Here is a 14,843-nt window from a genome sequence, read left to right as displayed (position 1 = left end):
TCCGCTTAGCGCAGCGCGATCAGTTGCGCCTTGTCGGTCGCAACATACACCGTACCAGCGACGGCGATCGGGCTGATCAGGGTCGGCGAACCAAGGTTCACCGTTTTCTCGACGACACCGGTCTTGGCGTTCAGGGCGACCAACTCGCCGGTCGAGCCGGCCAGGATCAACTTGTTAGAGGCCAGCAGCGGGCTCGACCAGATCGGACGCGTGGTGAACTTCTTCTTGCCGATGCCCATGAAGCCGCCGCCGTTCGACTCGCGGTCCTTGCCCAGGTCGGTGATCCAGTAGATCTGGCCGCTCTCGCGAGCCACGCAGATCACTTCGCCAGCCTTGGAGACCACATAGACCACATCGCCCGCCGGCCACGGCGAGGTGATGCCGGTCACCGGCAGGCTCCAGCGCGCCTGGCCGGTGCGCAGGTCGGTCGCAGCGAACACGCCCGAGTGGCTGACCGCGAAGACGTCGCCCTGATAGATCACCGGACGGCCCGGAATGTCGCGGATTTCCGACAGCGCGTTGTTGCGGTTAGCGCGGCTCAGCGCCTCGTTCCACAGGTCGTTGCCATTGGCCGCGCGCAGCGCGACCAGTTCGCCCGAGCCGAACGAGGCCACGACCGTGTCGCCCGACACCGCCGGGCTGGACGCGGCCAGGATGCGCGCCGATTCGGACAGCGCCTGATAGGTCCAGCCGGTCGCGCCGGTTGCGGCGTCAAAGGTCAGCAGGGTGTTGTCCACCGCCACCGCGAACACCCGACCGCCCGACACCGTCGGGGCCGCGTGAATCGGCTGCTCGGTGCTCGTGCGCCAAGTCACCGCGCCAGTGTCGGCGTTGAGCTGGGCGGCGAAGCGGTAGCCGGAGGTGACGTAGAGCTTGCCGTCGGCCAGGGCCAGGCCGCCGCCGAAGGCTTCCTTGTCGCGCTTGGACTCAGGGCGCAGGTTGGTGCGCCACAGTTGCGCGCCCGACTGGGCGTCGAACGCCGAGACCGAGGCCTCGCCGTCCATCACATAGATTTTGCCGTTGGCCGCAACCGGGGTCGCGGTCACGTGCGCGCCGCGGTCCGACCCGGCGCCGAAGCCGCGCTTCCAGGCGATCGACAGACTGCCGCCGGCCTCGACATGGCCCATCGACTGCTCAGGCGAACCGCCCGGCAGCGACCAGCTGGCGTTGACTTCCGGGGTCGGCAGGAAGAAGTCCGCGCCCTTCAGGGCTTCGGCCACTTCCAGGGTCTGGTCGGCCGCGACGATGGCGATGCGTTCGCCTTCCGAAGCGACTTCCTGCGGGCCCTCATCGCCCTTGTTGAACGGATTGAGCCGATTGACGGTCGAGCAGCCGGTCACGGCGACGCTCGCCGCCAGGAACAGAGCAAGGAGGCTGGTACGGCGCATGGACGTCATTGGGCTCCGGGGGCGGACTGTTGCGGGGCGGCCTGGGGAGCGAGGCCCGGGGGGACGGCGCCGGGCGGCAGTTGCACCGGCGGCGGCAGGGCGATGGCGGCCTTCACGATCGCCGGCAGGGCCTTGGCCGAGCCGGAGTCGATCAGGGCCTTGGCCGCTTCCGCGCGCTGGCGCGAGCCCTCGCCGGCGTCGGCCATCAGCCCGATCACCGTGAAGTCGCTACGCGCGCCGGCCAGGTCTCCGGCCATCAGCTTGGAAAAGGCCAGGGCCTCACGCGCCTCGGCGCGGTAGGGGCGGCCTTCTTCGGTGAGCGGCGTCAGGCGCGCCTCCATGTCCTTGTAGGGAGCCGTGTCCAGCAAGGCGAAGGCGGATTTGAGGCGGGCGGCGTCGCCGATGATGTTGTTCGGCGCAGCTTCGGCGGCTTCGTCGAACAGCTTCACCGCCTCGGCGGTCTTGTTGTCGGCGATCTTCAGGCCGCCCAGGTGCTGCAGCGCCAGCGACTTGTAGGCCTTGGAGGAGCCCTGCCCCACCTCGCCCCACAGACGGATCGCATCGTCGCGGCGGCCGGCGTTGAACGCCTCGATCGCCTGCGCGTACTTTTCCGAGGCCTCGGCCGCAGCCTGGCTGCGGAAGTGCTGATAGCCCCAGACCGCCAGGGCGGCGACCAGCGCCACCACCAGCACGCCGCCGAGAATCGGCAGCACCCTCAGCGCAATCGACTTGTAGCGCTCGGAGCGAAGCTGCTCCTCGACTTCATCAAAGACATCGACCACGTCGGGGGACTCCGCGCGAATAGGCGTTAGTGTTCAGAGCGGCGGAACCTATAGCGGTGGGCGCGCGGCTGCAACGCCGGACCGTCGCTCCGTCCCCGCTCAAACCCTTGGCGCGACGATCGCCTCAAAGCCGGCGGCGCAGTAGTCGAACAGCCGCGCCCGTACGGCCGCCAGATCGGTCGACCGGCACAGCCCCTCCGACAGCTGATCGATCCGGCCGGTCTCCGACAGCGCCAGCATCATCGAGCCGGTCAGGAACTGGTAGCCCCAGTAGAGGTCCGGGGACTGCGCCTGCGGCATGACCTTGCGCAGGGTGTCGATGAACTGGTGCACCACGGGGTCGAAATAGTGGTGCATCGTTTCGCCGCCCCAGGCCGGCGTGTTGTTCACCAGCGCAACGAGCCGGAAATAGTTCTTCCAGCCCGGCTCGCCGGTCAGCGACATCTCGATCAACGGGTCGATAAAGGCGGCGACCACCCCGCGCGGGGTCATCTGTCCGCCGCTCTGCACTTCGTAGGCCGCCATGGCCTCGACCCGCACGGCGTTGAGAATCTCAGCCCGCCGCGCGAACACCGCGTCGAACAGGTCGCGCTTGGCGCCGAAGTAGTAGTGGATCAAGGCGGTGTCGACGCCGGCCTCGGCGGCGACCTGGCGGGTGGTCACGCCATAGAAGCCATGCGCCGCGAACAGCTGCTCGGCAGCGTCCAGAATCGCCTTGCGCAGGTCGGGGCCCTCGCCCTTGCGCCGGCGACCGCGGCCGGGGGGCGCTGGTTCGGCCGCCCGGCTCACTTCGGTGCGCCCTCGACGCCCTTGGCCAGGCAGGTGACCGCCATGTCGGCGGTGACATTGCCAACCGTGCGGAAGATGTCCGGGATCGTTTCCACGGCCAGCAGGATCGGCAGCAGTTCCAGCGGCACCCCCATGATCAGGCAGATCGGACCGGTGGTGGTGAAGAAGGTGATCTGGCCCGGCAGCCCGACCGAGGCCAGGCTGATCACCGCGGCCACGCCGATCCCCGCCGCCAGCAGCGCCGCGTTCAACGGCACGCCGAAGACATGGGCGCAGTAGATCGCCACACCGAGGTTCGCCGCCGGACTGGTGATCCGAAACAGCGACACGGCCAGCGGCAGCACGACGCCGATGCTGGCCTCGGACGCGCCCAGCTGGCGCGTACCGGCGATCATCGCCGGTAGCGAGGCGATCGAGGACTGGGTCGAAAACGCCACCGCCTGGGCCGGGGCAGCAGCGCGGGCGAAGGCCAGCAGCGGCACGCCGGCGGCCAGGGCCAGCAGATAGGACAGCAGCCCGACGGCGATGCAGACGCCCGACAGGATCAGAATGTAGTGCCCTAGCGCGCCGGCCGCGCCGAAACCCGCCTTGGCGCCTACGATCAGGGCCAGGGCGAACACCCCGATCGGCGCGACCAGCAGCACCCACTGGACCAGCACCAGCATGGTGTCCATCACCGCCTGGAAGACGTTGGTCAGCCCGTTGCGCAGCTCGGTGCGGATGCGGGTCAGCGCCAGCCCGAACAGCAGCGCGAACACCACCAGCGGGGCCATGTTGGTCTCGGCCGCCGCTTCGATCGGGTTGGTCGGGATGAAGGCGCGCAGCCACGCGCCCATGGTCGGGAAATCGGGCACTTTCTGGGTTGAATGGCCGGCTGCTTCGCGCAGGCCGGCGACCGCCGCCTGCGGCGCTGGCCAGGCCGCTAGCACGCCTGACACCGCCAGCGCCGAGAACAGCGCGCTGGCCAGCAGCAGCGCTCCAAACAGGCCGAGCGCCCGCGCCGCCGTGCCGCCCGCCGCAGCCGTCCCGGCCGCCGCTGACACGCCGACCACCAGCAGCGAGAACACCAGCGGCACGATCGTCATCCGCAAGGCGTCGAGCCACAAGCCGCCGATCGGGTCGGCGACCGCGATGATCCGGTCGATCGACGGATGCTCGGCCAGCGCCGCGCCCACCATCAGCCCGGCGACCAGCGCCAGCAGGATACGTACGGTCGTCTGGGCGCCGGCCGCCCGGATCACGTTCAGAAGCTTGGCCATCGCGCTGAAACTAGTGTGCGTTCGAGCCGGCGCGAAACCGGATTTCGCCACGCTGCGGCGATCGGAGCGCGTATCGCCTGTCGCTTCGGCGACGTTCGCTCGCGCCGCACGCACCTTAGAACAACCACACAACGCATTGTTTTTGCGTAGATTGTCGTTGTGCGAATGAAGCTGACACATGGAGGTGCACACCGCACCGCCACAGCGCCGCAGCATCGAAACTATCTATCTATTCAATAGGATAAGTTGATTGGGCGGAGCGCTGGATCGGCCCTAAGCTTCACCCATCAGGGAGGACCGGCGATGATCATATCGCTGCCTCCGGTCAGCGCGGACCTCGAAGCCGTCGGCCGGAGACTGAAAGCCGTCCGAGAGGCCAGAGGCTTGGCGCTCGACGATCTCGCCGACCGGGCGAGGATTCCGCACGCGCAGCTGTCGATGGCCGAGCATGGCCGATGGCGGCTGCCCTCGGCGCAGATGCACGCGCTAATCACTGCGCTGCACGTCTCGCCCCGGATCCTGTTCGAGCCGGGGCTGGACGTTTCAGGACTACGAAGGCTCTAGCCAGCCTTGGCGAAGTAGATCTCGGCCGGCCCGGGGAAGCGGCGCGCGCGCACGTCGTCGGCATAGCCGGCGACCGCCTTGCTGATCTCGCCGCGCAGGTCGCCGTAGCGGCGCACGAACTTCGGGGTCCAGTCGAACAGACCCAGCATATCGTCGGTGACCAGGATCTGGCCGTCGCAGCCGGCCGAAGCGCCGATGCCGATGGTCGGAACCGAGATCGCCTCGGTGATCTCGCGGGCCAGGCCCTCGGCGACGCCCTCGACCACGACCGCAAAGGCGCCGGCCTCCGCGGTGGCCTTGGCCTCCTGCAGGATGCGGGCGCGCTCGTCGCCGCCCTTGCCCTTGGCCTTGAAGCCGCCGTCGACGTGCACCGCCTGCGGGCGCAGGCCGACGTGACCCATGACCGGGATGCCGCGCTTGACCAGGTAGTCGATGGTCTCAACCACAGTCGGACCGCTCTCGACCTTGATCGCCTGGGCGCCGGTCTCCTTCATCACCCGCGCCGCGTTGGCGTAGGCGACTTCGGGCGAGCCCTCGTACGAGCCGAACGGCATGTCGACGACCACCATCGCCCGCTTCGACGTCCGCATGACCGCCTGGCCATGCAGGATCATCATCTCCAGCGTCACGCCGACCGTGTTGGGCAGGCCGTGCACGACCATGCCCAGCGAGTCGCCGACCAGCAGCAGGTCGCAGTGCTCGTCGAGCAACTCGGCCATCGGGGCCGTATACGCCGTGAGGCAGACCACCGGCACTCCACCCTTCCGGGCGGCGATATCCGGCGCCGCAATGCGCCTGACCATTTCCTGACGCTGAGCCGACATGGCTAGAACTCCTCGAACACTCGGGTCACCACGAAGCCGATGGCGAGCACCGCCATTCCGCTGGCGATCCATACCACGGAAGACCCCGCCGGCAGCGCTGCAAGCAGATCTGAGCGCGGGGCCAATTGCTGCACCCCGGCCTGGAGCAGCCGCGTCGAGCCTTCCGACGCGTTTTCCACCTGATGGACGAAGTTCGACATGATCAGCTGGCTGGCGCCGATGACGCCGCCGGCCAGCCCCGCGGCGCCGATGATCCAGCGGCGGATGTTCCAGCCGCGGTTCAGCTTGCGCTCCACTGAAACGGCGAAAGCCTTCTCGTCCGAGAAGGCGGGCGGTTCAGCGAAAAGGCGTTCAAGACGCCGCTCGAATTCGAGCTCAACCATTTCCGCGCCTCCCTTCCAGCGGAGCGCCATCGGCCGGCGCCAATCGCGCTCGGAGCTTCTCCAGACCACGTTTGACATGGGACTTGACCGTTCCAAGCGGCAGATTCAAGGCGTCGGCGGCTTCCGCGTGGGAGAGCCCCGCGCCGTAGCACATCGACACGCAGATCCGCTCCGCAGCACCCAGCCCCCGCAAGGCGTCGTCCAGGTCCATCCGGCCTGCGGCGTCGGGCGGCGCGGCGACATCCTCGGCCTCGTCCGCCGCGGTCAGCGCCGCGATCTTCCGCTCGCGCTGCAGGCGGCGCAGATAGGCGCGCGCTGCGATCTTGCGGACCCAGGCGACGAACGTCCCCTGGCCGCGGAACTCGCCGATCCGCTCGAAGGCCGTCAGGAACGCGTCCTGCGCCACGTCGTCGGCTTCCGCCGGCGGCGCGCCCATCCGGCGCAGCAGGCCGCGCACCGCCGAGCCGTGCCGGCGGACCAGCTCGCCGAACGCCGAGCGGTCGCCCGCCGCGGCCAGCGCGGCCAATTCCACGTCGTGGGCGCTTGCCAGCCTGTTGTTTTGAGAGCCCGACATCAGGGGCTTTCCCCTCCCCTTTGCGGGCTACTTGCCGCGGGAGATGAACGACAGCGCGATCAGCGCCAGGCCGATGAAGCCCGGGAACGCCGCCACGCCCAGCATCGGATAGAGCGCGTCCGGCTCGTTGAACGACACCGCCACGCCCAGCGAGGCGAAACCGACCGCCACGCCCAGCCAGATGATCCCGGCGCGCATGTCGCGATAGGACGAGGGCGGCGCCTTGGCGTCGCTGGTCAGCGCCTGGACGACCTCGGGCGGCAGTTCGGCGCCCTTCTCGATCGAGGCGCGCAGCGTCTCCTGGAGCTTCTGACGCTCCAGGCTCTTCAGATATCGCGGCACGATGACGATCGCGGCGACCATTGCGAAGAACCCTAGTGGGACCAGGATGCCTTCCATTGTGCTCTTCCTTCTCTCAGTGCGGATGGCTCATCGGCCCCGTTCTGATGGGAAGAGGCGCCGGCCTAAGCGTACGGATGCAGGCGGGCGCATGAAATGTTCTTCATGTTAGCCCCCAGCCTCAATCTAGCTGAACTTCGCCGCGTAGGCGTCTGGCTTGAAGCCGACCAATAGCTGGCCGCCGACGTCCAACACCGGGCGCTTGATCATCGACGGTTGGGCCAACATCAGCGCGATGGCCTTGTCCTGGTTCAGGTCGGCCTTGTCGGCGTCGGCCAGCTTGCGGAACGTGGTGCCCGAGCGGTTCAGCAGCACCTCCCAGCCCACCTGGCCGGCCCAGCGCTCCAGGCTGGCGCGGTCGATCCCGACCGCCTTGTAGTCGTGGAAGGCATAGGCCACGCCATGATCGTCCAGCCAGGTGCGCGCCTTCTTCATCGTGTCGCACGCCTTGATGCCGTAGATCGTCGTCGTCATCGCGAATCCGCCTGGGTCTAGCCAGGCTCCGACTTATCGCGACTACATCGTCAGCGCCACGCGCCCTTCGATCCGGCCGCCCCGCAGGTCGTCCAGCACGGCGTTGACCTCGGCCAGGGGCCGGGCGGTCACGGTCGCCCTCACCTTGCCGTCGGCGGCGAAGGCGATCGACTCCGTCAGGTCCCGGCGCGTGCCGACGATCGAGCCGCGCACCGTGATGCGCTTGAGCACCACGTCGAAAATGGGGGTCGGAAAATCGCCGGGCGGCAGGCCGACCAGAGCCACCGTGCCACGCCGCCGCGCGCAGGCGATGGCCTGCTGGAAGGCCGGTGGCGACACTGCGGTGACCAGCACGCCGTGCGCGCCGCCGTCCGTCACCCGCTGCACGCGCTCGACCGCGTCTGGCTGGCGCGCGTCGATCGCCAAGTCCGCGCCCAGATGGGACGCCAGGTCCAGCTTGTCCTGAGCGACGTCGATCGCCACGACGTTCAGGCCCATGGCCTTGGCGTACTGGATCGCCACATGCCCCAGACCGCCGATGCCGGAAATCACCACCCACTCGCCGGGCCGCGCCTCGGTTTCCTTCAGGCCCTTATAGGTCGTCACCCCGGCGCAAAGGATCGGCGCCATAGCCACAAAGTCGACGTCCTTCGGCAGGCGCCCGACGAAGGGGGCGCTGGCCAGAACGTACTGCGCATAGGCCCCGTTGACGCTGTAACCGGTGTTGCGCTGGCGGGTGCACAGGGTCTCCCAGCCGGTCTCGCAGTACTCGCAGGCCCGGCAGGCGTCGTAGAGCCAGGGCACGCCGACGGCGTCGCCCTCCTTCAGGTCGGCGACCCCGGCGCCCACCGCGGCGACGTGGCCGACGCCCTCATGCCCCGGCACCAGCGGCAAGGTCGGCTTGACCGGCCAGTCGCCGTCGATGGCGTGCAGGTCGGTGTGGCAGACGCCGCACGCGACCACCTTGACCAGCACCTCGCCTGGCCCCGGCTGCGGTACTGGCAACTCCTCGATGGTCAACGGCTGGCCGAAGGCGCGCGCGACCGCGGCTTTCATCATCATGGGAAGCCCTCCAGGGGATCCGACGCCATTTCGTCGCTTCACCAATTCGGTCGCGCGGCGCTGGTTCCACGCCACGCGGCCGCGTCTTGCTTCGGGCATGAAAAAGGCCCGGCGGAGCTTGCCGCCGGGCCTCTCGCCTCGATCTTCGCCGACTTAGCGGGCGGCGACGATGATGATCTCGACCTTGTAGTCCGGGGTCGCCAGCTTGGCCTCGCCGGTGGCGCGGGCCGGGGCGTCCTTGCCGTCGACCCACTTGTCCCACACCGCGTTCATTTCCGCGAAGTCGGCCATGTCGGCCAGCCAGATGGTGGCGGTCAGGATCTTCGACTTCTCACTGCCGGTCTGCGCCAGCAGCTTTTCGATCTGGGCCAGCACCGCCTGCGTCTGGGCGGTGACGCTTTCGCCCGGCGCGCCGACCTGGCCGGCCAGATAGACCGTGTCGCCGTGGACGACGGCCTGGCTCATGCGGGGGCCGGCTTCGATACGTTCGATCGCCATGGGGCTCATTTCCTTCTCAGTTTGAATATCGCGAGATCGCCAGATCCCGGGTGTCGATGGCGCTCGCAACGCCGCTGATCACGTCGGCGATCACCTGCCCTGATCCGCAGGCCATCGTCCAGCCGAGGGTGCCGTGTCCAGTGTTGAGGTAGAGGTTTCGGACCGGCGTGGCGCCGACCACGGGGGTGCCGTCCGGCGTCATCGGCCGCAGGCCCGACCAGAAGCTCGCCGCCGCGGCGTCGCCCGCCCCGGGGAACAGGCTCTGCATGGAATGCTCCAGCGTCCGCCGCCGCCGCGGATGCAGGTCGTTGTTGAAGCCGGAAATCTCGGCCATGCCGCCGACCCGGATGCGGTCGCCCAGCCGGGTGATCGCCACCTTGTAGCTCTCGTCCAGCAGGGTCGAGACTGGCGCGCGCTCGGCGTCGAGGATCGGGGCGGTGATCGAGTAACCCTTCACCGGATAGACCGGCAGCTTCATCCCGAAGGGCCGAACCAGAGCGGGCGAATAGCTGCCCATGGCCACCAGGAAGGCGTCGGCGCTCACCTCGCCGCGGCTGGTCCGCACGGCGGCGATCTGGTCGCCCTCCTTACGCAGGCCGGCGATGGCGGTGTCGTACTGGAACTCGACGCCCAGCCCCTTGGCCAGCTCGGCGAGCGCATTGGTGAACTTGAAACAGTCGCCCGTCTCGTCGTTGGGCAGCCGCAGGCCGCCGACGATCGGCTCCAGCGCGTTGACGAGGCCGGGCTCCGCGACGGCGCAACCGGCGGCGTCCAGCACCTCGTAGGGCACGCCATAGGACTTCAGCACCTCGACGTCCTTGCCGATGCCGTCCATCTGCGCCTGGGTGCGGAACAGCTGCAGCGTGCCGCGGCTGCGCTCGTCATAGGCGATACCGGTGTCGGCCCGCAGGGCGATCAGCAGGTCGCGGCTGTACTCCGCCAGCCGCACCATGCGGCTCTTGTTGAGCGCATAGCGGCCCTCGGTGCAGTTGCGCAGGATCGACAGCAACCAGCCGATCGTCGCCGCGTCGAGCTTGGGCCGCAGGATCAGCGGCGCATGCTCCATCAGCAGCCACTTCACCGCCTTGGCCGGAATGCCCGGCCCGGCCCAGGGCGAGGCATAGCCCGGCGAGATCTCGCCGGCGTTGGCGAAGCTGGTTTCCAGCGCCGGCCCCGGCTGGCGCTCGAGCACCGTCACCTCGTGACCGGCCTTGGCGAGGTAGTAGGCGGAGGTGACGCCGATCACCCCGCCGCCGAGGACTGCCACCTTCATGCGTCGATCTCCACGCGCGCGTCATGGGTCAGGTAGGTGCGCGAGAAGCGCTTCCCCAGCCCGGTCAGGATTTCATAGGCGATGGTCTCGGCCGCCTCGGCGACCGCTTCCAACGTCTGATGCGGGCCGATCAGCTCGACGAAGTCGCCTTCGTCCAACGCCCCCTCCGGCAGGTCGCTGACGTCCAGGGTCATGCTGTCCATCGACACCCGTCCGACGATCGGCAGGCGCACATCGCCGAAGTAGGCGGCCGCCCGGCCGCCGAGCCGCCGCGGCCAACCGTCCGCATAGCCGATGCTCACCGTCGCCAGCCGCCGCCGCGTGCTCGCGACATAGGTCAGGCCGTAGCCGACGCCGGCCCCGGCCTCCACCGTCCGCAGTTGGATCACCTTGGCGTCCAACCGCAGGACCGGCAGCACAGGGCTCGCCACGCCTTCGATCGGCGCCGCGCCGTAGAGCGCCAGCCCCGGCCGCACGAGGTCCTGCCGGAACTCCGAGGCGATAAACACGCCGGCCGAATTGGCAAGCGAGCGCGGCAGGCCAGGGCCGATGCGATCAGCCAGCGCCTCAAAGCGCGCCAACTGCTCCTGGTTCGCCGCCGCGCCCGGCGTGTCGCCACAGGCCAGATGGCTCATCACCAGCACCACCTCGACATCGTCGTTCAGGTCTGTGGGCAGGTCGTCGATGTCGCTGGGGGCCAGGCCCAGCCGCGACATGCCGCTGTCGACCTGGATTACGCCTGGCAACCGCGCGCCGCGGCGCCGGGCCTCGGCCCGCCAGCGCGCGACCTGGCCGAGGGAATTCAGCACCGGCACGACACCGGCTGCGGCGCAGGCCGCTTCCGCGCCGGGCGGTAACCCGTTCAGAACGTAGATCCGCGCGTCGGCCGGGACCTGCGGGGCGAGGTCCAGGGCCTCGGCGATCATGGCGACGAAGAAATCGCGGCAGCCGGCCTGCGCCAGCGTTTGCGCGACGCGGGCCGCGCCCAATCCATAAGCCTCGGCCTTCACGACGGCAGCGGCGCGGGCGGGCGCTGCGCGGGCGGCGATCAGCGCATAGTTCGCGCGCAAGGCGGCAAGGTCGATGGTCAGGCGCCCGCCCGCCAGGGCCTCGGCCGGATCTTGAAAACTCGCCATCCCTCGCCTCCCGTCTGTCGGCGCGGTAGAGGCTACTCGAAGATTATTCGAACGTTTCGTCTCATTGTCGTATGATCAGCGACAATCAAGCGACTTGCGCACCAATCTTGCACGGCCAAGCAATACATGACCATCGCCCTGGACGATACCGATCGCAGCCTGATCCGACTCCTGCGTCTGGACGGCCGCCGGCCCAACAGCGAACTGGCGGCCGAGGTCGGGCTCTCGGCCTCGGCCTGCCTGCGCCGTATCCGCATGCTGGAGGAACGCGGCGTCATCCGCGGCTACACCGCCATCGTCGCCGCGCCGGACACCGAAGAGCGGATCATCGCCATCGTGCGCCTGACCCTCGAAAAGCAGACCGAGGAATATCTGCGCCGTTTCGAGGCCGCCGTGCGCGAGCACCCCGAGATCGAGGAGTGCTACCTGATGACCGGCGACGTCGACTACATCCTGCGGGTCTCCGGCGCGAGCACGGCCGACTACGAGGCGATCCACACCGACATCCTCTCGCGGTTGCCGGGCGTCGCCCGCATCCACTCCAGCCTGGCGATGCGCAACGTCCTCCAGCAGCGCCCCGCGCGCCGTAAACCTACCAGCTGAACCGCAGGCCGGCGGCGGCGCTCTGGGCGCTGTCGCTCTTGGCAAGGCGCGTATCGAAGCTGGCGAACAGCTCGCCAGCCTTGCCCACCCGGGTCGTCACCGCCATCCCGAACGAAAGACTGTCGCGATCCAACGCCACGCTGCGGGACGTGAAACCCGCGCCGGAGGCGCCCGTGAAGGCCGCGTCGATCGCCGCCTGTTCATCGCCCAGTTCGTGCAGCCACACCGCTTGCCCTTCGATCCGGGTCGCGCTACGCGCGGTCTGCAGGTCCGCCGCCGCCCGCACGCCCAGTCCTGTTCGCCAGCTCTCCAGCGTCATGTCCTGCGCGACCAGGCCCAGCCCCTCGCCGCCACGTTCGGTGAAACCGCCCTGGTCGATCCGGCCATAGCGCAGCGACGCCAGCGGGCTGACCATCGCTCCGGCCACGTCCAGGTCATAGGCGGCCTCTGCAAAGGCCATCGCCCGAGTCCCATCGTACTTCGACCAGGCCAGGCGGGTTTCGTCGGCCAGCGCCAGCTCCCGCCGCATCGTACTGTCCAGCCGTCCATAGCTCAGCCAGCCTCCGACGCCGAACCGACCGCGTTCGACCCGCCCGTAGGCCGCCGCCTCGTAGGCCTGGACCTTGCCCCGAGCGCCGAAGTCGTCGAACTCGGCGGTGAGATCGTCATACCCAAAGCTGACCCCGGCGATCAGCTCCGGCGTCAACCGCCAGTCGCGCCCAGCCGCGACGCCGCCCCGGCGGTGATCTGCGCCCGACGCGTCCTGGTCACCGTCCAGGCGTCCCCATCCGGCTTGCGCGCGCATCCACGTTCCAGGCTCGCCGCCATCACCCAGCCGGCGGCCCAGCGCCGGCTCGATCCCGCCGTCCCCGTTCAGCGCCAGCGCGGCCAGCGAGCCATAGGCCTGTGCGGACAGCGACGCGAAGCTGCGGCGGGCGGCCGCCACGTCCGCGTGCTGCAAACCAGCCGCCCCGGCGATAAAGCCCTCGTCTCCGGCGACCAAGCCGCGCTCGATGGCGCCCGCGACAGCGCATTGATTGCCGCCCGTGCAGACCGAGGCGTCATCAAACGCCAGCCGCCGCAGCGTCAGGTTCACGGCGCCGTCCTGGTAGCTGAGCGAGGTCGACAGGAACGCCGTCTTCGCGCCTTCCACCGCGGCGAAGGCGCCGCTCACGCCGCCGTCGGCGGTCACGACACTCTGCGTGTACGAGTTGCGGTAGAGGCCCGGCGTCAACTGCGTCTCCACCACGCCGCCCTCGATCCGCACCGCGCCGCCGACGGAAATGCTGTTGATCGCCCCCATCGGGCCCATCGCCGCCAGAACGCGGCTGCTCGGCGCAAGCTCGAGGTCGCCGGTGACTGTCAGCGGCCCCGCCTCGCCACCGAGGCGCCCCTCATTGCGGACCGAGCCGTAGATCGTTCCCACCCCGCTCAGCCCTCCCCGCTCGCCGACGAAGGCCTCAGACGCAATAGAGCCCTGCACGACGAGCGTTCCCCCCAGCACCTGCGTCCGGCCCGCATAGCTGCTGTCCCCATAGAGGACGAGCGTCCCGTCGCCCTGCTTGGTCAGCCCGCCGTCGCCGGCGATGTCGTTGAGCCAGTTGCTCACGCCGCCGGGCTGGGCGACGACGAAATCGCCCCAATCGAAACGCCCCGGGCCGCCGACGGCCTTGCCGGCGTTCAACAGCCCGTAGCCGTAGACATCGTCCACGCCCGGCGCGCCAATGTCCGTGGCTGTGCCCAGCAACGTCTGACGGACTTGGTCCGTCGTGAAATGGGGAAACTTCTGCCAGACCAGCGCCGCGGCGCCGGAAACGTAGGGCGCGGCGAAGCTGGTGCCCTCGCCTCCCACGATCTGATCGTCCGGCGTCTGCAGGGTAACGCCGAACCCATCGACCCTTATATCGCCGCCCGGCGCCGCCAGGCACCAGTTCATCGCCACGCCGCAGGCGTTGGCGTAGGAGGCCAGATCACCGCTGAAGCCCACGGCGGTCACGGCCAGCCAGCCGCGCTCCAACTCCGGGAAATAGTACGGGTAGGCAGATTCGATGTTCGCCTGATCCATGGCGTTGTTATGGGTGATGAAGATCATCAATGCGCCGCGGTCCACGGACGAGCGCGCGCCGGCGACAAGCTCCGGGTTCATCCGCTCAACGTCGAGCGCCGTGAAATCCGTGGCGGCGTCCTCGATGGCGCCCCAACTGTTGTTGATGATGCGTACGCCCTGATCAAGCAGGTCGTTCCAGGCTCGCGCGACGATCGGCGGCGAGGTCATCCAGCCCTCTTCGTCGAGTATCCGCGCGTTCACCACCTGGGCGCCCGGCGCCACGCCGTGCATGCCGACGCCGTCCCGCCGCCCGACAATGATCGACGACACTGGTGTGCCGTGCCAGCTGGGATCGACCAGCACAGGACTTTCAAGCACATAGTCGTAGCCGCCCGCGACCTGTCCCCTGAGCTCCGAGCTGACCGTGATGCCGCTGTCGACCACCCCGACCTTGACCCCGCTGCCGTCCACGCCCTGCGCGTAGGCATAGTCGGCGTTGATCATCGGCAAGCCCCAGGTCATCCAGAACTCGTCGGTTTGATAGACGGTAGGGTCGCCCCACTCCTGGGCTGTGGCGGCGGTCGCCAGGCACGTCGAAAGCATCAGCGTCGCCAGGACGCTACGGCGCAGTTTGGTCATCCCCATCCCCCACATCCGGCGCCAGCGGCCGGAGCGCCCCCGCTTGCGCCAGCGCGCGAGTGAATTCAACTCAGGATCGTGATTAATTCGCGCACTGAGCGAATTTCATGCGGCGCGTCGCCGTCTCGTTCGCCTCCCGGTCGGCGGCT

General features: G+C 68.9%; 16 protein-coding genes. 2 read left to right on the top strand and 14 right to left on the bottom strand.

Annotated elements, in window-relative coordinates; all coding sequences use genetic code 11:
• Positions 1-5: 5 nt before the first annotated feature.
• The 4 genes from C0481_RS06975 to C0481_RS06960 form a co-directional block, all read right to left on the bottom strand.
• Positions 6-1,397, bottom strand: coding sequence for a PQQ-like beta-propeller repeat protein (locus C0481_RS06975; protein ID WP_293402024.1), 1,392 nt, complete (start codon positions 1,395-1,397; stop codon positions 6-8).
• Positions 1,394-2,170: a tetratricopeptide repeat protein gene (locus C0481_RS06970; RefSeq protein WP_293402022.1), complete on the bottom strand. Its 777-nt coding sequence runs from the start codon at positions 2,168-2,170 to the stop codon at positions 1,394-1,396. Before C0481_RS06970 ends, C0481_RS06975 begins: the two co-directional genes overlap by 4 nt.
• 99 nt (positions 2,171-2,269) lie before the next feature.
• A complete protein-coding gene (locus C0481_RS06965) occupies positions 2,270-2,959 on the bottom strand; it encodes a TetR/AcrR family transcriptional regulator (protein WP_293402020.1) in 690 nt (229 codons plus the stop codon).
• Entirely contained in the window at positions 2,956-4,218 is a 1,263-nt protein-coding gene (locus C0481_RS06960; protein WP_293402018.1) for a cation:dicarboxylase symporter family transporter, read from the bottom strand. Before C0481_RS06960 ends, C0481_RS06965 begins: the two co-directional genes overlap by 4 nt.
• 303 nt (positions 4,219-4,521) lie before the next feature.
• Between C0481_RS06960 and C0481_RS06955 the strand changes: the two genes are divergently transcribed.
• Positions 4,522-4,782, top strand: coding sequence for a helix-turn-helix transcriptional regulator (locus C0481_RS06955; protein WP_293402016.1), 261 nt, complete (start codon positions 4,522-4,524; stop codon positions 4,780-4,782).
• Here the strand turns inward: C0481_RS06955 and panB are convergent.
• The 9 genes from panB to alr all read right to left on the bottom strand — a co-directional run bounded on the left by panB (position 4,779) and on the right by alr (position 11,405).
• Positions 4,779-5,606: a 3-methyl-2-oxobutanoate hydroxymethyltransferase gene (gene panB / locus C0481_RS06950; protein WP_293402014.1), complete on the bottom strand. Its 828-nt coding sequence runs from the start codon at positions 5,604-5,606 to the stop codon at positions 4,779-4,781. The genes C0481_RS06955 and panB overlap by 4 nt on opposite strands.
• 2 nt (positions 5,607-5,608) lie before the next feature.
• Positions 5,609-6,019 (bottom strand): hypothetical protein, encoded by a 411-nt coding sequence (locus C0481_RS06945; RefSeq protein ID WP_293402011.1) that lies wholly within the window; start codon positions 6,017-6,019, stop codon positions 5,609-5,611.
• On the bottom strand, positions 5,982-6,563 hold the full coding sequence (locus C0481_RS06940; RefSeq protein WP_293402009.1) for an RNA polymerase sigma factor: 582 nt from the start codon (positions 6,561-6,563) through the stop codon (positions 5,982-5,984). Before C0481_RS06940 ends, C0481_RS06945 begins: the two co-directional genes overlap by 38 nt.
• Before the next feature lie 27 nt (positions 6,564-6,590).
• A complete protein-coding gene (locus C0481_RS06935; protein ID WP_293402007.1) occupies positions 6,591-6,962 on the bottom strand; it encodes a DUF6249 domain-containing protein in 372 nt (123 codons plus the stop codon).
• A 126-nt stretch (positions 6,963-7,088) separates the two neighbouring features.
• Positions 7,089-7,436 (bottom strand): ArsC family reductase, encoded by a 348-nt coding sequence (locus tag C0481_RS06930; protein ID WP_293402005.1) that lies wholly within the window; start codon positions 7,434-7,436, stop codon positions 7,089-7,091.
• Positions 7,437-7,478: 42 nt separating this feature from the next.
• Positions 7,479-8,492 (bottom strand): alcohol dehydrogenase AdhP, encoded by a 1,014-nt coding sequence (adhP, locus tag C0481_RS06925; protein WP_293402309.1) that lies wholly within the window; start codon positions 8,490-8,492, stop codon positions 7,479-7,481.
• Between the two features lie 159 nt (positions 8,493-8,651).
• Positions 8,652-8,996: a RidA family protein gene (locus C0481_RS06920; protein ID WP_293402003.1), complete on the bottom strand. Its 345-nt coding sequence runs from the start codon at positions 8,994-8,996 to the stop codon at positions 8,652-8,654.
• Between the two features lie 16 nt (positions 8,997-9,012).
• Complete coding sequence (locus tag C0481_RS06915; RefSeq protein ID WP_293402001.1) at positions 9,013-10,269, bottom strand: D-amino acid dehydrogenase; 1,257 nt, start codon at positions 10,267-10,269, stop codon at positions 9,013-9,015.
• A complete protein-coding gene (gene alr, locus C0481_RS06910) occupies positions 10,266-11,405 on the bottom strand; it encodes an alanine racemase (RefSeq protein WP_293401999.1) in 1,140 nt (379 codons plus the stop codon). The genes C0481_RS06915 and alr overlap by 4 nt, the downstream gene beginning before the upstream one ends.
• A gap of 126 nt (positions 11,406-11,531) precedes the next feature.
• Between alr and C0481_RS06905 the strand changes: the two genes are divergently transcribed.
• Complete coding sequence (locus tag C0481_RS06905) at positions 11,532-12,008, top strand: Lrp/AsnC family transcriptional regulator (protein ID WP_293401996.1); 477 nt, start codon at positions 11,532-11,534, stop codon at positions 12,006-12,008.
• On the opposite strand, the gene C0481_RS06900 is transcribed toward C0481_RS06905, so the two are convergent.
• The gene (locus tag C0481_RS06900) at positions 11,998-14,694 is read right to left on the bottom strand and encodes an autotransporter domain-containing protein (RefSeq protein ID WP_293401994.1); all 2,697 of its coding nucleotides are present in this window, start codon (positions 14,692-14,694) and stop codon (positions 11,998-12,000) included. The two genes, C0481_RS06905 and C0481_RS06900, sit on opposite strands and share 11 nt — an antisense overlap.
• Between the last annotated feature and the right edge of the window lie 149 nt (positions 14,695-14,843).

Origin of the sequence: Phenylobacterium sp., assembly GCF_013822795.1 — a bacterium.
GTDB lineage: Bacteria > Pseudomonadota > Alphaproteobacteria > Caulobacterales > Caulobacteraceae > Phenylobacterium.
Note: the sequence above shows the minus strand (reverse complement) of the source record. Positions and strands in the feature narration are given on the sequence as shown.